18 protein-coding genes are annotated in these 19,470 nt (G+C 63.4%); 9 read left to right on the forward strand and 9 right to left on the reverse strand.

The window, feature by feature from the left end; translation table 11 throughout:
* Positions 1–6 precede the first annotated feature (6 nt).
* The 7 genes from ACW9H9_RS02025 (at position 7) to ACW9H9_RS02055 (ending at position 10,387) form a co-directional block, all read left to right on the forward strand.
* Positions 7–1,578: an ABC transporter ATP-binding protein gene (locus ACW9H9_RS02025; RefSeq protein ID WP_457341341.1), complete on the forward strand. Its 1,572-nt coding sequence runs from the start codon at positions 7–9 to the stop codon at positions 1,576–1,578.
* The gene (locus tag ACW9H9_RS02030) at positions 1,575–2,975 is read left to right on the forward strand and encodes a sigma-54 interaction domain-containing protein (RefSeq protein ID WP_457341342.1); all 1,401 of its coding nucleotides are present in this window, start codon (positions 1,575–1,577) and stop codon (positions 2,973–2,975) included. The genes ACW9H9_RS02025 and ACW9H9_RS02030 overlap by 4 nt, the downstream gene beginning before the upstream one ends.
* Before the next feature lie 252 nt (positions 2,976–3,227).
* Entirely contained in the window at positions 3,228–4,619 is a 1,392-nt protein-coding gene (locus tag ACW9H9_RS02035; protein WP_457341343.1) for a GntP family permease, read from the forward strand.
* 7 nt (positions 4,620–4,626) lie between these two features.
* Positions 4,627–5,400, forward strand: coding sequence for a 3-hydroxybutyrate dehydrogenase (gene hbdH, locus ACW9H9_RS02040; RefSeq protein WP_457341344.1), 774 nt, complete (start codon positions 4,627–4,629; stop codon positions 5,398–5,400).
* 35 nt (positions 5,401–5,435) lie between these two features.
* Entirely contained in the window at positions 5,436–7,388 is a 1,953-nt protein-coding gene (locus ACW9H9_RS02045; RefSeq protein WP_457341345.1) for an acetoacetate--CoA ligase, read from the forward strand.
* A 141-nt stretch (positions 7,389–7,529) separates the two neighbouring features.
* Complete coding sequence (locus ACW9H9_RS02050; RefSeq protein WP_457341346.1) at positions 7,530–10,079, forward strand: PAS domain-containing protein; 2,550 nt, start codon at positions 7,530–7,532, stop codon at positions 10,077–10,079.
* 32 nt (positions 10,080–10,111) lie between these two features.
* Positions 10,112–10,387, forward strand: coding sequence for a peptidylprolyl isomerase (locus ACW9H9_RS02055; RefSeq protein ID WP_034098324.1), 276 nt, complete (start codon positions 10,112–10,114; stop codon positions 10,385–10,387).
* 18 nt (positions 10,388–10,405) lie between these two features.
* Here the strand turns inward: ACW9H9_RS02055 and ACW9H9_RS02060 are convergent, their stop codons facing one another.
* From ACW9H9_RS02060 to ACW9H9_RS02095, 8 genes are all read right to left on the reverse strand, one after another.
* Positions 10,406–11,314, reverse strand: a complete 909-nt coding sequence (locus ACW9H9_RS02060; RefSeq protein WP_457341347.1) for a sugar kinase — start codon at positions 11,312–11,314, stop codon at positions 10,406–10,408.
* 34 nt (positions 11,315–11,348) lie between these two features.
* The gene (locus ACW9H9_RS02065; protein WP_457341348.1) at positions 11,349–12,557 is read right to left on the reverse strand and encodes an amino acid deaminase; all 1,209 of its coding nucleotides are present in this window, start codon (positions 12,555–12,557) and stop codon (positions 11,349–11,351) included.
* A 9-nt stretch (positions 12,558–12,566) separates the two neighbouring features.
* On the reverse strand, positions 12,567–13,331 hold the full coding sequence (locus ACW9H9_RS02070) for an IclR family transcriptional regulator (RefSeq protein WP_457341349.1): 765 nt from the start codon (positions 13,329–13,331) through the stop codon (positions 12,567–12,569).
* 64 nt (positions 13,332–13,395) lie between these two features.
* Positions 13,396–13,785: a RidA family protein gene (locus ACW9H9_RS02075; RefSeq protein WP_457341350.1), complete on the reverse strand. Its 390-nt coding sequence runs from the start codon at positions 13,783–13,785 to the stop codon at positions 13,396–13,398.
* A 14-nt stretch (positions 13,786–13,799) separates the two neighbouring features.
* Complete coding sequence (locus ACW9H9_RS02080; protein WP_457341351.1) at positions 13,800–14,582, reverse strand: amino acid ABC transporter ATP-binding protein; 783 nt, start codon at positions 14,580–14,582, stop codon at positions 13,800–13,802.
* On the reverse strand, positions 14,579–15,241 hold the full coding sequence (locus ACW9H9_RS02085; protein WP_457341352.1) for an amino acid ABC transporter permease: 663 nt from the start codon (positions 15,239–15,241) through the stop codon (positions 14,579–14,581). Before ACW9H9_RS02085 ends, ACW9H9_RS02080 begins: the two co-directional genes overlap by 4 nt.
* An 11-nt stretch (positions 15,242–15,252) precedes the next feature.
* Positions 15,253–15,915 (reverse strand): amino acid ABC transporter permease, encoded by a 663-nt coding sequence (locus tag ACW9H9_RS02090; protein WP_457341353.1) that lies wholly within the window; start codon positions 15,913–15,915, stop codon positions 15,253–15,255.
* A gap of 52 nt (positions 15,916–15,967) precedes the next feature.
* Positions 15,968–16,816, reverse strand: coding sequence for a transporter substrate-binding domain-containing protein (locus tag ACW9H9_RS02095; RefSeq protein WP_457341354.1), 849 nt, complete (start codon positions 16,814–16,816; stop codon positions 15,968–15,970).
* A gap of 334 nt (positions 16,817–17,150) precedes the next feature.
* Between ACW9H9_RS02095 and ACW9H9_RS02100 the strand changes: the two genes are divergently transcribed.
* Positions 17,151–17,399 carry a hypothetical protein gene (locus ACW9H9_RS02100; protein ID WP_457341355.1) on the forward strand — a complete coding sequence of 83 codons (249 nt, stop codon included), beginning with the start codon at positions 17,151–17,153 and terminating at the stop codon, positions 17,397–17,399.
* 80 nt (positions 17,400–17,479) lie between these two features.
* Positions 17,480–17,836 (forward strand): thioredoxin family protein, encoded by a 357-nt coding sequence (locus ACW9H9_RS02105; protein WP_457341356.1) that lies wholly within the window; start codon positions 17,480–17,482, stop codon positions 17,834–17,836.
* A 7-nt stretch (positions 17,837–17,843) separates the two neighbouring features.
* On the opposite strand, the gene ACW9H9_RS02110 is transcribed toward ACW9H9_RS02105, so the two are convergent.
* Positions 17,844–19,397: a TerC family protein gene (locus tag ACW9H9_RS02110; protein WP_457341357.1), complete on the reverse strand. Its 1,554-nt coding sequence runs from the start codon at positions 19,395–19,397 to the stop codon at positions 17,844–17,846.
* Positions 19,398–19,470: the final 73 nt, after the last annotated feature.

Consider the following 19,470-nt stretch of genomic DNA (forward strand, 5'->3'; position numbering starts at 1 on the left):
ATTGGCATGAGTGACAACCTGATCGAAATCCGCGACCTGTGCGTGGCCTTCAACGGCCAGCCTGCGGTGCGCAACCTGAGCCTGGACATACACCCTGGCGAGTGCCTGGCGCTGGTGGGTGAGTCGGGCTCGGGCAAGTCGGTGACCGCCCATTCGATCCTGCAACTGCTGCCCGAGGCCGGCACCGACGCCACCGGCTCCGTGCGTTATCGCGGCCAGGAACTGCTGGGCGCCAGCACCCGGACTCTGCAAACACTGCGCGGCAACCGCATCGCGATGATTTTCCAGGAGCCAATGACCTCGCTCAATCCGCTGCACACGCTCGAAAAACAGATCGGCGAAACCCTGCTGTTGCACAAGGGCCTGGGCGGCAAGGCGGCGCAGGCACGCATCCTGGAGCTGTTGGACCTGGTGGGCATCCAGAACCCTCAAACGCGGCTCAAGGCTTACCCGCATCAACTGTCCGGCGGCCAGCGCCAGCGGGTGATGATCGCCATGGCCCTGGCGTGCGAGCCGGAGCTGTTGATCGCCGACGAGCCCACCACCGCGCTGGACGTGACGGTGCAGCGCAAGATCCTGCTGCTGCTCAAATCCCTGCAACAACGCCTGGGCATGTCGCTGCTGCTGATCAGCCACGACCTTAACCTGGTGCGCAGCATCGCCCAGCGCGTGTGCGTGATGCGCGCCGGGGAAATCGTCGAACAGGCGGGCTGCGAAAGCTTGTTCTGCGCCCCGCAACACCCGTATAGCCGCCTGCTGCTGGACGCCGAACCTGCGGGAACGCCGTTGTGCCGCGACGAACGCGAGACGGTCCTGCAAGTGGACGATTTGAGCGTGCAGTTCCCGTTGGGCGGCGGCTTGCTTCGGCGCAAGCAGTACCTGCGCGCCGTCGATGGCATCAGCCTGAACGTGCAACGGGGCAAGACGTTGGGGATTGTCGGCGAGTCCGGCTCGGGCAAGTCCACCCTGGGCCAGGCGATCCTGCGTTTGCTCGACTCCACCGGCCACATCCGCTTCCAGGGCCAGGCGCTGGACGGGCTCAGCGGCAAGCAGTTGCAGCCGTGGCGCAAACAGATGCAGGTGGTGTTCCAGGACCCGTACGGCAGCCTCAGCCCGCGCATGTCGGTGGAACAGATCATCAGCGAAGGCCTGGAGGTGCACGCGCCGTGCCGCCCCGAGGAGCGGGAAGCCCAGGTGATCCGCGTGTTGCAGGACGTGGGCCTGGACCCCGCCAGCCGCCACCGCTACCCCCACGAATTCTCTGGCGGCCAGCGCCAACGCATCGCCATCGCCCGTGCGCTGGTGCTCAAGCCCGCGCTGATCCTGCTGGACGAGCCCACCTCGGCCCTGGACCGCACCGTGCAAAAACAAGTGGTGGCGCTGTTGCGCGAGCTTCAGGAAAAGTACGGCCTGACCTACCTGTTCATCAGCCACGACCTGGCCGTGGTGCGCGCGCTGGCCCATGACGTGCTGGTGATCAAGGACGGCAAAGTGGTGGAGCGCGGGCCCAGTGACGAGGTGTTCAGTGCGCCCGCCCACCCTTACACCCGTGAACTGCTGGCGGCGGCGCACCCATGAGCACGCGCCTTGAGGACTACCAGCAGGTTCGCGGGCTGGCGATCCAGTCGTTGTTCGAGATCATCGAGCAGTCCAGTGAAGGCACGGTGATTGTCGACAAAGACGCCAATATCGTGTGGATGAACGAGCGCTACGCCCGCCGCTTTGGCCTCAAAAGCGCCGCCGAGGCCATCGGCCAGCCGTGCGAAAAAGTCATCCCCAACAGCCTGTTGCGCCAGGTCGTGGGCAGCGACCAGCCGATCTTGCTGGACATTCAGGACACCTCCAAAGACCCGCTGGTGGTGATGCGCCTGCCGATCCACGACGAAACCGGCGCGGTGATCGGCGCCATCGGGTTTGCCCTGTTCGATCAACTGCGCAACCTGTCGCCCATGATCGAGCGCTACCTGAGCCTGCAGCAGGAACTGGCCTCCACCCGCTCGTTGCTGCGCTCGCGGCAGAGCAAGTACAACTTCGCGCATTTTATCGGCACCAGCGCGGCCAGCCTGGAGGTCAAACGCCGGGCCCGACGCAGCGCCAGCACCGACTCACCGGTGTTACTGCTGGGCGAAACCGGCACCGGCAAAGAACTGCTCGCGCAGGCCATTCACGGCGCCTCGCCCCGTGCGCACCAGGCCTTTGTGAGCGTCAACAGCGCGGCGATCCCCCAGGACCTGCTGGAAGCCGAGTTTTTCGGCACCGCCCCCGGCGCCTTTACCGGGGCCGACCGCAAGGGCCGCCCCGGCAAGTTGCAGATCGCCCAGGGCGGCACCTTGTTTCTTGACGAAATTGGCGACATGCCCCTGCCCTTGCAAAGCAAACTGCTGCGGGTGCTGCAAGAGAAAGAATTCGAGCCGGTGGGCTCCAACGAGATCATCCACAGCGACGTGCGGATCATCGCCGCGACTTCGCTGGACCTGGAAGCGGCGATCAAACGCGGCGAGTTCCGGGCCGACTTGTACTACCGGCTCAATGTGCTGCCGATCCAAGTGCCGCCATTGCGTGAGCGGCTGGACGATTTGCCCGCGCTGAGCGAGGCGATTCTGGAAGACCTGCGCAGCCAGCATGAACTGCACCCCGAGGCGCTTGCGCTGCTGGCGCGGCATGCGTGGCCGGGCAATATTCGCGAGCTGCGCAATGTACTGGAGCGTGCAGCGCTGCTCAGTGATGACCTGATGCTCGATGCTCGCGAGATTCGCGCAGCGATCGGCACCTTCAGCCCGGTGCAGCGCGAGGCGGTGGAGGCAGTCGAGGGTGAACGTTTTGCCGAGGCGCGGGATCGGTTCGATCGGCAGGTGATCGGCGCGGCATTGACGGCGTGCAGCGGGAATGTGATTGAGGCGGCCAAACGGCTGGGGCTTGGACGGTCGACGCTGTACAAGAAAATGGTCGCCTTGGGCATCGAACCGTCTCAATAAAGAGACTTTATTCTCATTATCAAGACACGCGCAGTTGGAGCTGGCGTGCCTGCAATAGCGGTCGATTCTCCGTGCAGGCAGACCGCCAGCCTGATTCCACTTTGATCCCGCCTGTCTCAAAAGAGAGACTTGGCTCGGCATGCATCGACAAAAACACTTAAATATCAACAAGTTATAGACTTGGCACGCTTCCCGCTATAGCCCTCCGAACGCGGCACCCACAACAATAACAATCCCCTTCGGAGACACACCATGAGTGTGATCATTGCCCTGGCAGCCCTCGCGCTGCTGATGCTGGCGGCCTACCGAGGCTACAGCGTCATCCTGTTTGCCCCCCTCGCCGCCCTTGGCGCCGTGCTGCTCACCGACCCGTCCGCCGTCGCCCCCGCGTTTACCGGGGTGTTCATGGAAAAAATGGTCGGTTTCATCAAGCTGTATTTCCCGGTATTCCTGCTCGGCGCCGTGTTTGGCAAGTTGATCGAGCTGTCCGGCTTCTCGCGCTCCATCGTCGCGGCCGCCATCCGCTTGCTCGGCACGCGCCAGGCGATGCTGGTGATTGTGCTGGTGTGCGCCCTGCTGACCTATGGCGGCGTGTCGCTGTTTGTGGTGGTGTTCGCGGTGTACCCGTTTGCCGCCGAGATGTTCCGCCAGAGCAACATCCCCAAGCGCCTGATCCCGGCCACCATCGCCCTCGGCGCCTTTTCCTTCACCATGGACGCCCTGCCCGGCACGCCACAGATCCAGAACATCATCCCCAGCACCTTCTTCAACACCACCGCCTGGGCCGCGCCCTGGCTGGGGGTGATCGGCACGGTGTTCGTGTTCTGCGCCGGTATGCTGTACCTGGTGCGCCAGCGCAACAAGGCGCTGCGAGCCGGTGAAGGTTATGGCACGGAGCTGCGCAACGAGCCGGAAACCGCCGCCGACCTGAAGCTGCCCAACCCGTGGATCGCCCTGTCGCCGTTGCTGCTGGTGGGCGTCATGAACTTGCTGTTCACCCACTGGATCCCACAGTGGTACGGCAAGACCCACACCCTGAGCCTGCCCGGCATGAGCGCCCCGGTGCAGACCGAAATCGCCAAGCTCACGGCGATCTGGGCAGTGCAGGCCGCCTTGCTGGTGGGGATTTTTGTGGTGCTGGTGTTCGGCTTTTCGGCGATTCGCAGCAAACTCGCCGAAGGCAGCAAAAGCGCGGTGAGCGGCGCGCTGCTGGCGGCGATGAACACCGCATCCGAATACGGCTTTGGCGCGGTGATCGCGTCCTTGCCGGGCTTTTTGGTGCTGGCCGACTGGCTCAAGGGCATTCCCAACCCGCTGGTCAACGAAGCCATTACCGTCACCTTGCTGGCCGGTATCACCGGCTCCGCCTCCGGCGGCATGAGCATTGCGCTGGCGGCCATGTCCGAGAGCTTTATTGCGGCGGCCCATGCGGCCAATATTCCCCTTGAGGTGCTGCACCGCGTGGCCGCCATGGCCAGCGGCGGCATGGACACCCTGCCCCACAACGGCGCCGTCATAACGCTGCTGGCGGTCACCGGGTTGACGCACCGCGAAGCCTACAAGGATATTTTCGGCATCACGCTCATCAAGACCCTGGCGGTGTTCGTGGTGATCGGTACTTTCTACGCCACTGGCATTGTGTGAGGTATTCATGACGACGTTGAACGGCAAGACAGCCCTGGTCACCGGCTCCACCAGCGGCATCGGCCTGGGCATCGCCCTGAGCCTGGCCAAGGCTGGGGCCCACCTGATCCTCAACGGTTTTGGCGACGCAAACGCGGCGGTGGCCGAGGTCGCCGCCCTGGGGGGCAAGGTGGCGCATCACCCGGCGGACGTTAGCGACCCTGCGCAGATTGCCGAGCTGATCGCCTATGGCGAGCGGGAATTTGGCGGCATCGACATCCTCGTCAACAATGCTGGCATCCAGCACGTGGCCCCGGTCGACGAGTTTCCGGTGGAACGCTGGGACGCGATCATCGCCATCAACCTGTCGTCGGTGTTCCACAGCACGCGCCTGGCATTGCCGGGCATGAAGGCCAAGGGCTGGGGGCGCATCGTCAATATCGCCTCGGTTCATGGGCAAGTCGGCTCGGTGGGCAAGGCGGCGTACGTGGCGGCCAAGCACGGGGTGATCGGGCTGACCAAAGTCGTGGGGCTGGAAACGGCCACCAGCAACGTGACGTGCAACGCCATCTGCCCGGGCTGGGTGTTGACGCCGCTGGTGCAACAGCAGATCGATGACCGGGCGGCTGCCGGGGTTGACCCGCAGCAGGCCCAGCGCGACCTGTTGGCGGAAAAACAGCCGTCGCTGGCGTTTGTCACGCCGCCCCAGCTGGGTGAACTGGTGCTGTTTTTGTGCAGCGAGGCCGGCAGCCAAGTGCGCGGCGCGGCCTGGAACATCGACGGCGGCTGGCTGGCCCAATAACCCCCGGCCACCCGGGAACAGGAAGAGATACCGCTATGTCCGACATCCTCTGGCAGCCCAGCCACGAACGCATCCGCGCCACGCGCATGGACCAGTTCCGACGCTTTATCAACGACCGCCATGGCGTGCAGTTGGCCGACTACGCCGCCCTGCACCAATGGAGCATCGACCAGCGTCCCGACTTCTGGCGGGCCATCGTCGATGTGTTCGAGGTGCAGTTCCACACGCCGCCCCACGCCGTGCTGATCGAAGACGCCGAGATGCCCAGCGCCCAGTGGTTTCCCGGCGCCACCCTGAACTTTGCCGAACACCTGCTGCGCCGCCGCGACGAACACCCGGCGGTGGTCGCCATCGCCGAAGACGGCGCCCGCGAACAGCTGACCTACGCCCAACTGGCGCAGCACGTGGCGGGCCTGCAACGCAGCCTGCGCGCCGCCGGGGTGGGCACCGGCGACCGCGTGGCGGTCTGCATGCCCAATACCTGGCAAACCCTGGTGGGCATGCTCGCCACCGCAAGCCTGGGGGCGATCTGGTCCTGCTCCTCGCCCGACTTCGGCACCCAAGGCATCATCGACCGCTTTGGCCAGATCGAACCCAAGGTGCTCATCGCCTGCGCCGGTTACCGTTACGCGGGCACGCTGATCGAGCAGACCGACAAGCTCAATCAGGTCCTTGAACGCCTGCCGTCGCTGCAACAGCTGATCATCGTGCCGTACGCCCTGCCCCTGGCCCGCTGTGAGGATTATCAAACGCACGCCCGCGTGGCCTTGTGGGACGCCTTCTACACCCCGGGCGGCAGCCCGGCATTCACCGCCGTGCCCTTTGATCACCCGCTGTACATCCTCTATTCCAGCGGCACCACCGGCATTCCCAAATGCATCATCCACGCGACCGGCGGTGTACTGCTCACTCACCTCAAGGAACACGGCCTGCACGCCGACCTGTCGCAGCACGACTGCCTGTTCTACTACACCACCTGCGGCTGGATGATGTGGAACTGGCTGGTGTCGGTCCTGGCCTTGGGCGCCACGGCGGTGTTGTATGACGGCTCGCCGTTTCACCCCGGGCCTGCGCGCCTGCTCGACTTGATCGACCGGGAGCGCATCAGCGTGTTCGGCACCAGCCCCAAGTACCTCGCGACCCTGGAAAAACACGGCCTGCAACCGCGCCTGAGCCATGACCTGGGCAGCCTCAAGGGCCTGATTTCCACCGGCTCGCCGCTGTCGCCACACAGTTATGACTACGTGTACCGCGAGATCAAGGCCGATCTGTGCCTGTCGTCGATGTCGGGCGGCACGGACATCGTCTCCTGCTTTGTGATCGGCAACCCCGTGCTGGCGGTGCGCCGGGGCGAAATGCAGTGCAAGAGCCTGGCGATGGCCGTCGAGGTCTGGGACGACCAGGGCCGCGCGGTGGTCGGTGAAAAAGGCGAGCTGGTGTGCACGCGGCATTTCCCGGCGATGCCCGTGGGGCTGTGGAACGACCCTGACCAACGCGCACTCAAGGCGTCGTATTTCAGCCTGTTCCCGGGGGTGTGGGCCCAGGGTGACTACGCCGAACAACGGCCCAACGGCAGCCTGCTGATCCACGGCCGCTCGGACGCAGTGCTCAACCCCGGTGGCGTGCGCATCGGCACGGCCGAGCTGTACCGCCAGGTCGAAAAAGTGCCGCAGGTGCTGGAAAGCCTGGCCATCGGCCAACGTTGGCAGGACGACGTGCGGGTGGTGCTGTTCGTACGCCTGGCGGACGGCCTTGTGCTGGATGAGGCCCTTGAACAACAGATCCGCCAGGTCATCCGTGCCAACACCACGCCGCGTCATGTGCCGGCCAAAATCCTGGCCGTCACGGACATCCCGCGCACTTTGAGCGGCAAGATCGTCGAGTTGGCCGTGCGCAACGTGGTGCACGGCGAGCCGGTCAAGAACACCGACGCCCTGGCCAACCCCCAGGCCCTGGCGCAATTTCGCGACCGCCCGGAGCTGGCGTGAAGATGAAAGGTTTCAGCACGCACGTCACGTTTTGCAGACAAACCGCCCAAGCGTGCTATTTTTCGTGGGTGGCCACCCTTCCCGAGTCAAGGGATAATCGGCGTTTGTTATTTTTCAAAGCGTTACGCGCAGGGCATTTACATGAACGGATCACCCACCGGCAGCGAAGCCGCAGCACTGATTGCGCAGCTGGACTGGGGCAACGGCCCCCTCGGTGACGCCAAGGGTTGGCCGCAAAGCCTTCGAACGGCAGCCGACATCGTTATCCACTCACCCATGCCCATGCTCTTGTTGTGGGGCCAGGACCTTATCCAGCTCTACAACGACAGCTTTGCCAAACTGGCCGGCAACAAGCACCCGGCCGCGTTCGGCCAGCCCGCGCACCTGATCTGGCCCGAACTCAGAAGCTTCACCGACCCGATCTACAGCGCCGTGCTGAGCGGCCAGGTGCGCAGCTTCAGCGACCAGCCCTTCGTGCTCAAACGCCAGGGCCGCGACACCGAGATCTGGCTGGACCTGACCTACAGCCCGATCCGCGACGAGCGCGGCGAAGTCGCCGGGATCCTGGTCACCGCCATCGAAACCAACGAACGCCGCCGCGTGACCCATGAGCTGCAACAGCGCTCCGAAGACAGCCTCAAGGCCCAGCACAATACCGAGCAACGCCTGCAACTGGCGCTCGCCGCCACCGACGCGGTGGGCACCTGGGACTGGGACATCGGCGAAGACCGCTTCATCGCCGACGCGCACTTTGCCCTGCTGCACGGCGTCGACCCGGATGACGCGGGCCTCTTGCCCATTAGCGCTTACCTGCAAGGCGTGCACCCCGAAGACCGTGGCCTGGTGGCGCGCAGCATCAAGCATTGCATCACCTACAGCACCGAATACGCCGAGGAATACCGCCTGCTGCAACCCGACGGGCAATTGCGCTGGGTGTTCGCCCGGGGCCGCTGCTACAAGGACGCATTGGGCCGCCCGGCACGTTTCCTGGGCGCGGCACTGGACCTCACCGAGCGCAAGCACACCGAACAGGCGCTGCGCCAGAGCCAGACCGAATTGCAGCTGATCATCAACGCCATGCCGGTGTTGATTGGCTATGTGGACCACGAGCAGCGTTTTCGCTTGAACAACAGCGCCTACCTGGACTGGTACGGCATGACCCCGCAGGAGTTGTACGGCAAGACCATCCGCGAAGTGGTCGGCGACGAGGTGTATGTGGGCCGCGTCGACAAGATCGAGGCGGCGCTCAAGGGCAAGGCCTGCAGCTTTACCACCGTGTCCCCGCACCGCGATGGCCGGCCCCGCCACGCCTTGATGAAGTACCTGCCGCGGTTCAGCGCCGACGGTTCGGTGAACGGGTTCTATATTTTTGTGATCGATGAAACCGAACGCAAACTCACCGAAGAAGCCCTGCGCCACCTCAACGAAAACCTCGAGGAGCGCGTGGGCCAGCGTACCCAGGCCCTGGCCGAGGCCAATCAGCGCCTGCAAAACGAAATGTTCGAGCGCGAGCGGGCCGAAGACGCGCTGCGCCACGCGCAAAAGATGGAAGCGGTGGGCCAACTTACCGGCGGCATCGCCCACGACTTCAACAACATGCTCACCGGCATCATCGGCAGCCTGGACCTGATGCAGCGCTACATCGCCGCCGGGCGCAGTGAAGAGATCGGCCGCTTCACCGACGCCGCCGTGTCCTCGGCCCACCGCGCCGCCGCGCTGACCCACCGGCTGCTGGCCTTTTCACGGCGCCAGTCGCTGGACCGCCGGCCCATCGACCCCAACCAGTTGGTGGCCTCGCTGGAAGACCTGTTCCGCCGAACCAAAGGTGCGCACATCGAGCTTCGGGTGCAGCTGGGCGGCGATGTCTGGCCGGTGAACACCGACGCCAGCCAGCTGGAAAACGCCCTGCTGAACCTGGTGATCAACGCGCGCGACGCCATGCCCGACGGCGGCGAACTGCTGATCGAAACCGCCAACAGCTACCTGGACGGCACCGACATCACCACCCTGGAACCGGTCAAGGCCGGTGACTACGTGATGCTCGGCGTGAGCGACAACGGCGCGGGCATGACGCCCAAGATTCTCGCCAAGGCGTTCGACCCGTTCTTCACCACCAAACCTATCGGCCAAGGCACCGGCCTGGGGTTGTCGATGATCTACGGCTTTGCCCAGCAATCGGGCGGCCATGTGACCATTCACAGCGAACCCGGCCAGGGCACCTGCGTGCGCCTGTACCTGCCGCGCCTGCACGGCACGGCACTGGAAAAAACCGCGCCCCCAAGCCTGGGCGAAGCCCCGGTGGCGCGGGCCGGTGAAGCCGTGGTGGTGGTCGAAGACGACACGGCAGTGCGCATGCTGGTGGTCAACGTGCTGGACGAGTTGGGCTACACCGCCCACCAGGCCGCCGATGCGCGGGCGGCGTTGCCGTTGCTGGAGTCGGACTTGCGCGTGGACCTGCTGGTGACTGACGTGGGCCTGCCCGGTATGAACGGCCGGCAACTGGCAGAAATCGCCCGCCAGCAACGACCCGGGCTCAAGGTGCTGTTCATGACCGGTTATGCCGAAAACGCCGCCGAGCGCCAGGGCTTTCTGGAAGATGGCATGGACATGGTGACCAAACCGTTTTCGATTGACCTTTTGGCCACCAAAATCCGCAGCATGATCAGCGATGACGCCGAGGTTCAGGCATAATCGCGCGCCGTTTTACCGCCGGAAGATGACCGATGAAAGCCCAAGCCCGCCATATCCTGGTAAAGACCAGCGAAGAAGCCGAACAGCTCAAGCAGCGCATTGCCAAGGGCGAAGCCTTTGACGTGCTGGCCAAGAAGTACTCCACCTGCCCGTCGGGCAAGCGCGGCGGCGACCTGGGCGAAATTCGCCCCGGCCAGATGGTGGGGGCGATTGACGCGGTGATCTTCAAGAAGCCGCTGCGGGTGGTGCACGGGCCGATCAAGAGCAAATTCGGCTATCACCTGGTGCAGGTGTTTTACCGCGACTGACCGCCCGCGCCCGCGGCCTCACGCCTTGGGAATCAACGCCCCCGGCACCTGGATCACCTGGCTCGCCAGCCGGTGCCCGGCCACTGCCGCTTGCTCCGGCGTACCGCCCTTGAGTCGCGCCGCCAGGTACGCCGCGCTGAACGAATCGCCTGCCGCCGTGGTGTCCACCACGCTTTCCACCACCAGGGCAGGTACGCTGAACCGCTCTGAACCGGCACGAATCAGGCAGGCCTCGGCGCCCCGCTTGAGCACCACTTCTTCAAGTGCCGGGTAGGCGGCAAACACCTGCTCGCTGTCTGCATAACCAAACAGCGCCCGTTCGTCGTCTTCGGTCAGCAACGCAATATCGACGTGGGCCATGACCTGGTGATACGCCACCCGCGCCGCGTCGAGGCTGGCCCACAAGCGCGGCCGGTAGTTGTTGTCGAACACTACTTTGGCGCCACGCTGGCGCGCCTGCACCAACACCTGCAGCAAGCGCTCGCGCCCCACCTCGCCGAGCACGGCCAGGGTAATGCCGCTCAAATACACCACGTCATAGCCGGGCAAGGCCGCCAGGATCGGCTCGGCCGCCGGGGTGGTGAAGCAGTCGCGCACGGCAGCTTCATTGCGCCAATAAAGAAACTTGCGCTCGCCCCGGGCGTCGGTCTGGATGCAGTACAAACCGGGCAGGCGCCCAGGCAGGCGCTGGACCATGCCCAGGCCCAGGCCTTCGTCGGCCCAGTGTGTGCACATGGCGTCGCTGAAGCTGTCGTCGCCCAGCGCGGTGACGTAATCCACCGTGCTGCTGCCACCCAGTTCGCGGCGCAGGTAGACGGCGGTGTTGAGCGTGTCGCCGCCAAAGCTCTGGTGCAGCGAGCCATCGGCGCGGTGTTGCAGTTCAATCATGCATTCGCCGATAAGGGCGATGCGGGCGGTGGAAGTCATGCTGGCATTCTCGGGCAGGGTTCGGGGCTCGCGGTCAGAAGCAGGTAGTCAGCGACTCAATCACCTGCATCTGCTCATCCACCAGGCAACCTACCTGCCATTTGTCAAAGGTGAGGCACGGGTGCGAGGTGCCGAACGAAATGATGTCGCCAATGCGCAGTTCCACCCCCGGCGCCACCACCATAAAAGCGTGCTGATCCATCACCGCCGTAACCTTGCAGCCACTCACGTCATCGCCCACTGCTGGAACGACGCCCGCCTTGTAGCGCTTGAGCGGCACCGGCAGGCCGGCGTCGTAGGCCACGTCACGCTTGCCCAGGGCGATCACCGCAAACCCGGGCTCGGGCAGCGATTGCACATGCGCCCACACTTCCAGCGCCGGGCGCAGGCCTTCGTTGAGGTCGCTGCGCCGGTCGAGCACGCAGCACTGCGCCTCTTTGTAGATGCCATGGTCATGAGCCACATAGCTGCCCGGGCGCAAGACGCTAAGGAAGCGGCCCGCGGCGTTTTGCGTTTCGAACGACTCGGCGATCAGGTCATACCAGGCCGAACCCGAGGCGGTGACGATGGGCTTGTCGAGGGCAAAGGCGCCGCTGTCTTGCAGCTGCACCGCCAGGCTCACCAGGCTGGCTGCAAAGGCACGGATGCCGCTGATGGCGTGCTCGCCGTGGATCACCCCCTCGTAACCTTCGATGCCGGTCAGCGCCAGGGCGGGCTGGGCCTTGATGGCCTGGGCCAGTTCCAGCACTTGCTGTTCACTGCGGCAACCACAACGGCCACCGACCACGCCGTATTCGATCATCACGTTCAAACGCAGGCCACGGGCGGCAAAAAACGCGCCCAGGTCAGCGACGTTATCGGGGTGGTCCACCATGCAATGGAAGTCGAACGTCGCGTCGGCCAAAAGCTCGGCGATGAGCGCCATGTTGGGCGCGCCCACCAGTTGGTTGGCCATCAACACGCGGCGCACGCCACCGGCGTAGGCGGCGCGGGTCTGCACCGCGTTGGCCAGGGTGATGCCCCAGGCGCCTGCCGCGATCTGACGCTGGAACAGCGCCGGCATCATGCTGGTCTTGCCATGGGGCGCAAGCTCGGCGCCGCTGTTGCTGACGAAGGTTTGCATCCAGCGGATGTTGTGTTCCAGCGCGTCACGGTGCAGCACCAGGGCCGGCAGGCTGACGTCGCGTACCAGGTGGGCACCGGCAGCGGCGGCGCCTTTGTCAACGGCGTTGAAGGCAGACATGAAAAACTCCTATTCGTTGATGCGACGGGCCAGGTTGTTGGCACTGTCGATAAGCACCCGGCGGTAGTCGTTGTAGTTGCGCTTGGCGTCTTCACGCGGGGCGACGATGCACAGCGTGGCAATGCTGATGCCTTTGGCATCGCGTACCGGGGCGGCGAAGCAATGGGTAAAGGTGTCGGCCACGCTGTCGAAGGAAAAAAAGCCGTCGAGGGTGGCCTGGCGGATCTGAGCGAGAAACGTCTCCAGCGCCAGGCGCTCGCCGCCGGGCAGGATGAAGTCGTCGTAGTCGATCAGGTCGATGATTTGCTGGTCGCTCAGGTGGCCCAGCAGCAAGCGGCCGGAGGCGGTCCAGGGAATGGGCGCGTTTTCACCGATGTCCGACGAGATCCGAAAATGCCGCTCGCCCTCGCGCATCAGGGCCACGGTGTATTTGCGCCCGTTGAGCAGGCACATCTGCGCGGTTTCGCGGGTCTGGCTGACGATTTCTTCCAGGGCCTGATCGGCTTCGCGGGTGAGGTCGAAATGCCGCAGATGGGCCTGGCCGAGAAAGTACAACTGGCGACCGAGGTACACGTGCCCCTCTTTGCCCACGGGTTCCAGGATGCGCCGTTCCAGCAGCGAAGCCACCAGTTCGTAGACCGTGGACTTGGGGCTGCCAATGCCGCTGGCGATGTCATTCGGGCGCAGGGGCTGGCCGATTTCCTTGAGAAAATCGAGGATATCGAACGCTCGGTCAAGGCCCTTGGCGCGGCGTTTGATGGTGTCTTCGGTCATGGCAGTTTCAAGTCCCGTTACAGATAAGGACGGTCCCGCGCCAGGCGCGGGAACGGTCGGGCATTTAGCCTTTTTTCTTGTAGGCCACGCAATCGATCTCGACCTTGCAGTCGACCATCATGTTGGCCTGCACACAGGCCCGCGCTGGCGCGTGCTCAGGGGTGAAGTATTCGCCGAACACTTTGTTGAAGCTCCAGAAGTCCCGCGGGTCTTCCAGCCACACACCCACGCGCACCACGTCTTCGAGGGCGTAGCCAGCCTCTTCGAGAATGGCCACCACGTTGCGCATGGTCTGATGGGTTTGCTCGACGATCCCGCCGGTGATGATTTCACCGTCCACCGCAGGCACCTGGCCGGACACGTACAGCCAGCCATCCGCCTCCACCGCGCGGGCGAAAGGACGCGGTTGGCCACCGCCGGCCGTGCTGCCGGCGCCGTAACGAGTAATGCTCATAAGAGTGCTCCTGATTAAAAACGAATGTTCTTGAGAAATTCCGCCAGGCGTGGCGATTGCGGGCGCTCGAAAATATCTTTAGGCCCGCCCTGCTCTTCGATGCGCCCCTGGTTCATGAAGACGATCTTGTCCGACACCTCGTAGGCAAACCGCATCTCGTGGGTGACCAGCAACATGGTCATGCCTTCTTCGGCCAGGCCCTTGATCACGCTCAGCACTTCGCCCACCAGCTCCGGGTCCAGGGCCGAGGTGACTTCGTCGAACAGCATCAGGCTTGGGTTCATCGCAATGGCCCGGGCGATCGCCACACGCTGTTGCTGGCCGCCGGACAATTGGCCGGGGAAGTGATTGCGGCGCTCCAGCAGGCCCACGCGCTGCAGCCATTTTTCGGCCAGCGCCACGGCTTCGTCCTTGCCCATCTTTTTGACCTTGAGCAGGCCCAGGGTGACGTTCTGCAAGGCCGTCAGGTGCGGGAACAGGTTGAATTGCTGGAACGCCATGCCGGTCATGGCGCGGTGCTGGGCGATGATTTTTTCGGGGTGGCGCACGCGCTTGCCGGCGATTTCGCTGTAGCCGATGGACTCGCCGTCCAGGGTGATCTGCCCGCCCTGGAACTCTTCCAGCAGGTTGACGCAGCGCAGCAGCGTGGTCTTGCCCGAGCCGCTGGAACCGATCAGCGTCACGACGTTGCCGCGCTGCATGGACAGGTCGACGCCCTTGAGCACTTCGACCGGGCCGTATTGTTTACGCAGGCCGCGAATGTTCAGCAGCGGTTGGGTTGTTGGGGTTTGAGTCATGGCAAGGCCACCCGCTTTTCAATGTAGCGCCCGAACAATTCGATGGCGTAGTTGATGACAAAAAACAGCAAACCGGCGAACACATAGAACTGCAGGGTCATGAAGTTCCGTGCGATCACTTGTTGGGTACTGAGCAGCAGTTCGGCCACGCCGATCACCGAGAGCAAGGTGGACGCCTTGACGATTTCGGTGGACGAGTTGACCCAGGTCGGCAGGATCTGGCGCAGCGCCTGAGGCAGCAGCACGTAGCCCAGGGACTGGTAAAAGGTCAGGCCGATGGCCTTGCCCGCTTCCAGTTGCCCACGGGGGATGGCTTGCAGCGCACCGCGCACGATCTCGGACACGTGGGAGCCACAAAACAGAGTGAGGCCCAAGGCACCGGCCTGGAACGCGCTGATCTGCCAGCCCAGTGCCGGTGCCATGTAAAAGCACGCCAGCACCAGCACAAACACCGGCGTACCACGGATCAGGTCGACGTACAGCCGAAACGGCGCACGCATCCAGAATTTGCCGTAGGTGAGGATCAACCCGGCGACGATGCCGATCAACGTGCCGCCGATAATCGCCAGAATCGAGCAATACACGCTGGTCTGGAAGCCCGCCCAGAGGGTGTCCCGGGCGATCCACAACTCATGCAGCCAGCTGGGGGATTCGTACATGGAAACCTTCCTTAACGACGGATGGCCAGGCGCTGTTCCAGGTAGCGGAGCAGCATGGCGATGAGGTAACAGGCGGCCACGTAGAGCGCGGTCGTGACCAGCCAGGTTTCAATCACCCGGTAGCTTTCGACGTTGATCTTGCGGGCGTAATAGGTCAGCTCCGGCACCGCGATCGCGGCGGCCAGCGAGGTGTCCTTGAACAACGAGATAAAGTTGTTCGACAGCGCAGGCAGCACGTTGCGCAGCATCACCGGCACGGTGATGTAGGCCCGGATGCGCCATTCGCCCAGGCCAATGGCCAGGCCAGCTTCACGCAACCCCTTGGGAATGTTCAGCAACCCGGCGCGGAACACTTCGGTCAGGTAAGCACCGGCGTACAGCGACAGGGTGATGATGAACGAGGGGATCTTGTCCAGCCGGATGCCCAGGGTCGGCAACGCAAAGTAGATCAACAGGATCAGCACCAGGATGGGCGTGTTGCGCACCACCGTCACGTACACCGAGGCCATGACGCGCAGCGCCGGGTGTTTGGACAGCATGGCAAACGCCATCAACAGGCCGATCACGCAGCCGATGGCGATGGACAGCAGCGCCAGTTCAAGGCCAAGGCCCAACCCCGCCAGCAAGCTGGGGAAGTCGCGCCATACCGCGGCAAAGTTCAACTGATAGTTCATGGTAAGCAGTACCCGAGTCGGGGCGCCTCAAGTGGCGCCCCAGGTTTACACATCACTTGAATTCAACCGGGAAACCAATCGCAGGCTCTGGCAGGTCCACACCGAACCATTGCTTGAACGAGGCCTTGTAGGCCGGGAATTCCACGCCGGTCATGGCTTCGTGCAGGGCGGTGTTGACGAAGTTCAGCCAGTCCTGGTCGCCACGCTTGACGGCGCACGCGTAGGTCTGCGGGCTCCAGGCATACGTCGGGCTGCGGTAGCGGCCGGGGTTTTGCACCATCAGGTATTTGACCGAGGACTGGTCGGTGGCAGCGGCATCGGCACGGCCGGAGTTCACGGCCTGGTACATCAGGTCGACGCTGTCGTACTGGTCGACCTTGGCTTTAGGCAGCGCCTGGTGCACCAACTCTTCGGCGTAGACGTTTTGCAGCACGGCCACGGTGACGCCATCGCCACCCGCTTGCAGGTCTTCGATTTCCTTGTACTTGCTGTTGTTGGGCAACAGCAGGCCCACGCCTTCGCGGTAGTACGGCAGGGTGAAGGCCACCTGCTGTGCACGGCTTGCCGTGACGGTGATGAACTGGCAGCTCATGTCGACTTTGTCGGTGAGCAGGTTGGGAATACGGGCGTCGGAGGACTGCACCACAAACTCGACTTTGCTCGCATCGTTGAACAGGCCCTTGGCCACGATGCGGCCGATGTCGATATCAAAACCTTGCAACTTGCCATCCGCTCCCTGGAAATGCCACGGCGCATTGGTACTGCCTGTACCCACGATCAGATGGCCGCGTTTAAGGACATCGTCGAGCTTGCTGTCCGCCGCATGCACTACGCTGGCGAGGGAAGCCGATGCGGCGAAGAGAAAAACACACGCTTTGAACACGGAAGGTCGTTGCTGCATGACAGGCACTCCAGGAGTTGTGTATTCCGCTATACCGGAACTTGGTATGTAACAACGGAATAGACAGCAGAAAGTGTGCCATACGCCTTAACAGGTCACTATCGAATAAATAAATGTTATAAAAATCATATAGATACGAAATATTAAAAAAGCGGCGTTGCGCCACCACCTCACGCCGCAGTGCTACCGTCGGCCACACCACGGGGTGACATGTCACATTCAAGTGCACCCACCGGCTGTTACCGCGCACAAAAGTGGTGCAGCATGCCCCATGGAAAAATCCCAGGCCTGGGCTAGCCTTGGCAGATCAACTCCGGCGATGGACAGCACTTCGATGAAAACCCGCCTCACCCTCCTCGTGTTCACCCTGGTGTTCACTGGTGCCGCGTTCGCCAAGGATGACCGCCGCGAATGCAAGGCCGAGCTCGCCCGGCTCAAGGCCGCCTTCTCTAACGACTACATGAACCAGAACCACCACGGCTACCGCCGCGCCAAGGACGCGCGTTATGACGGGGACTATAAAAAGTGCGTGGACCTGGCCAGAAAGGCCCGGGAACGGGCGGAACGCCGCGAAGACCTGTAAATGTTGACAGTAGACCGTGCCGATCACCTGGCTTAGCGTGGGCAACAGGACCATTTGGCCCGTTGCTCAAGGAGATCATCATGGGGATCGCAACCGACGTCATCGCCACTGCCGAGGCTTACCAGCACGCATTGGCCTCACATCACACGCTATTCATGCTGTTTGTCTCACAACACTGCCCTGCCTGCGCCGAATCCGGGCCGCTGTTTGAGCGTATCGGCGCCGCGCATGCCAAGGCGGTGAAAAGCATGGTGCTCGATACGGCCCAAACCCCCAGGCACGAGGCCGTGACCGGCACGCCCACACTGCTGATTTTTCGCAACGGTCAAATGGTCGAGAAAATGAAGGGGTTCGGCCCCTGGGAAAGCCAGGAGCAAACCGTCAACGACCTGTTCAACCGTTACGCCCAGCCGCCCGGGCTACCCGGCGCCCCTTGACCGTGCCTTACACCGGCACCAGCACCACCTGCGTTACCCGGCGCTCTTGCACCGCCGCCACGGTCAGGCGCCAGCCCTGGTGTTCCAGGCTGTCGCCCACCACGGGCAGGCGGTCGAGCAGGCTCATCACCAACCCCGCCAGGGTCTGGTAATCCTCGGTGGCCACGGCCTTGAAGCCGGTGCGCTGGCGGATCACGCCCAGGTTGACCGCGCCGCTCGCCTGGAACCCCTCGCCCAGCTGGACAATTTCCGGCCCGCCGATCTCGCTGGCGTCCGGCAGCTCACCGGCGATGGACTCCAGAATATCGGTCATGCTCAGCACGCCCATGAAGTCGCCGAATTCGTTGATCACAAACGCGATGTGGGTCGACTCCTGGCGCATCTGCTCCAGGGCATTGAGGATCGAAAAACTCTCCAGCAGGTTGATCGCCCGGCGCGCCATCGGCTCAAGGTCCGGCTCACGGCCCGCCAGGTACTCGCGCAGCAATTCTTTTTTATGCACGAAGCCCAGCGGCTCATCCACCGCGCCGTTGCGGATCAACGGCAGCCGCGAGTAGGACGAGTGCATCAGCTTCAAGCGAACGGTGTCGGGGTCATCCGCCAGGTCAATGCAGTCCACCTGCGCGCGGGGCGTCATCAAGGTGCGGATCGGCCGCTCGGCCAGTTGCAGCACGCCACTGATCATCACCCGCTCACGCCGGTCGAACAGCGGCCCGCTGTCAGGGCCCGGGCCGTCCAGCAGGTCGGCCACCTCCTCGCCCACTTCCTCCACCGCCAGGCTGCGCCCGCCCAGCAAGCGCATCACCGCATGGGCCGTGCGCTCACGTATTGGGCGCGCACCCTGCATGGACTTCTTGCGACGGGCCCGGGCGATCTGGTTGAACACCTCGATCAGGATCGAGAAACCAATCGCCGCATACAGATAGCCTTTGGGGATATGAAAGCCCAGGCCTTCAGCCGTCAGCGCAAAGCCGATCATCATCAAAAAGCCCAGGCACAGCATGATCACGGTGGGGTGGGCATTGACGAAGCGGGTCAACGGTTTGCTGGCAACGATCATCAGGCCAATGGAAATGATCACCGCGATCATCATCACTGCGAGCTCGTCCACCATGCCCACGGCAGTGATCACCGCGTCGAGGGAAAAAACCGCGTCCAGCACCACGATCTGCGCCACGATCGGCCAAAACATCGCATAGACCGCGCCGCCCGTGCGCTGGGCAACATGCCCTTCAAGCCGCTCATGCAACTCCATGGTGGCCTTGAACAACAGGAACACGCCGCCAAACAGCATGATCAGGTCACGGCCGGAGAAGCTCTTGCCGAACACCTCGAACAGCGGCTGGGTCAATGTGACCAGCCACGAAATACTCGCCAGCAAGCCCAGGCGCATCAGCAGCGCCAGCGACAAACCGATCAAGCGCGCCCGGTCGCGCTGCTCGGGAGGCAGTTTGTCGGCAAGGATTGCAATAAACACCAGGTTGTCGATACCCAGCACCAGCTCCAGCACAATCAAAGTCAACAGGCCGAGCCAGGCCGTTGGATCCGCTAACCATTCCATTTGAAAATTCTCGATCGATCAGTAATTTCAGAACGCCAGACACGGCAAGACGCGGTCAGGTGACCGAGTAAAG

This window comes from Pseudomonas sp. SDO5215_S409 (genome assembly GCF_054071325.1).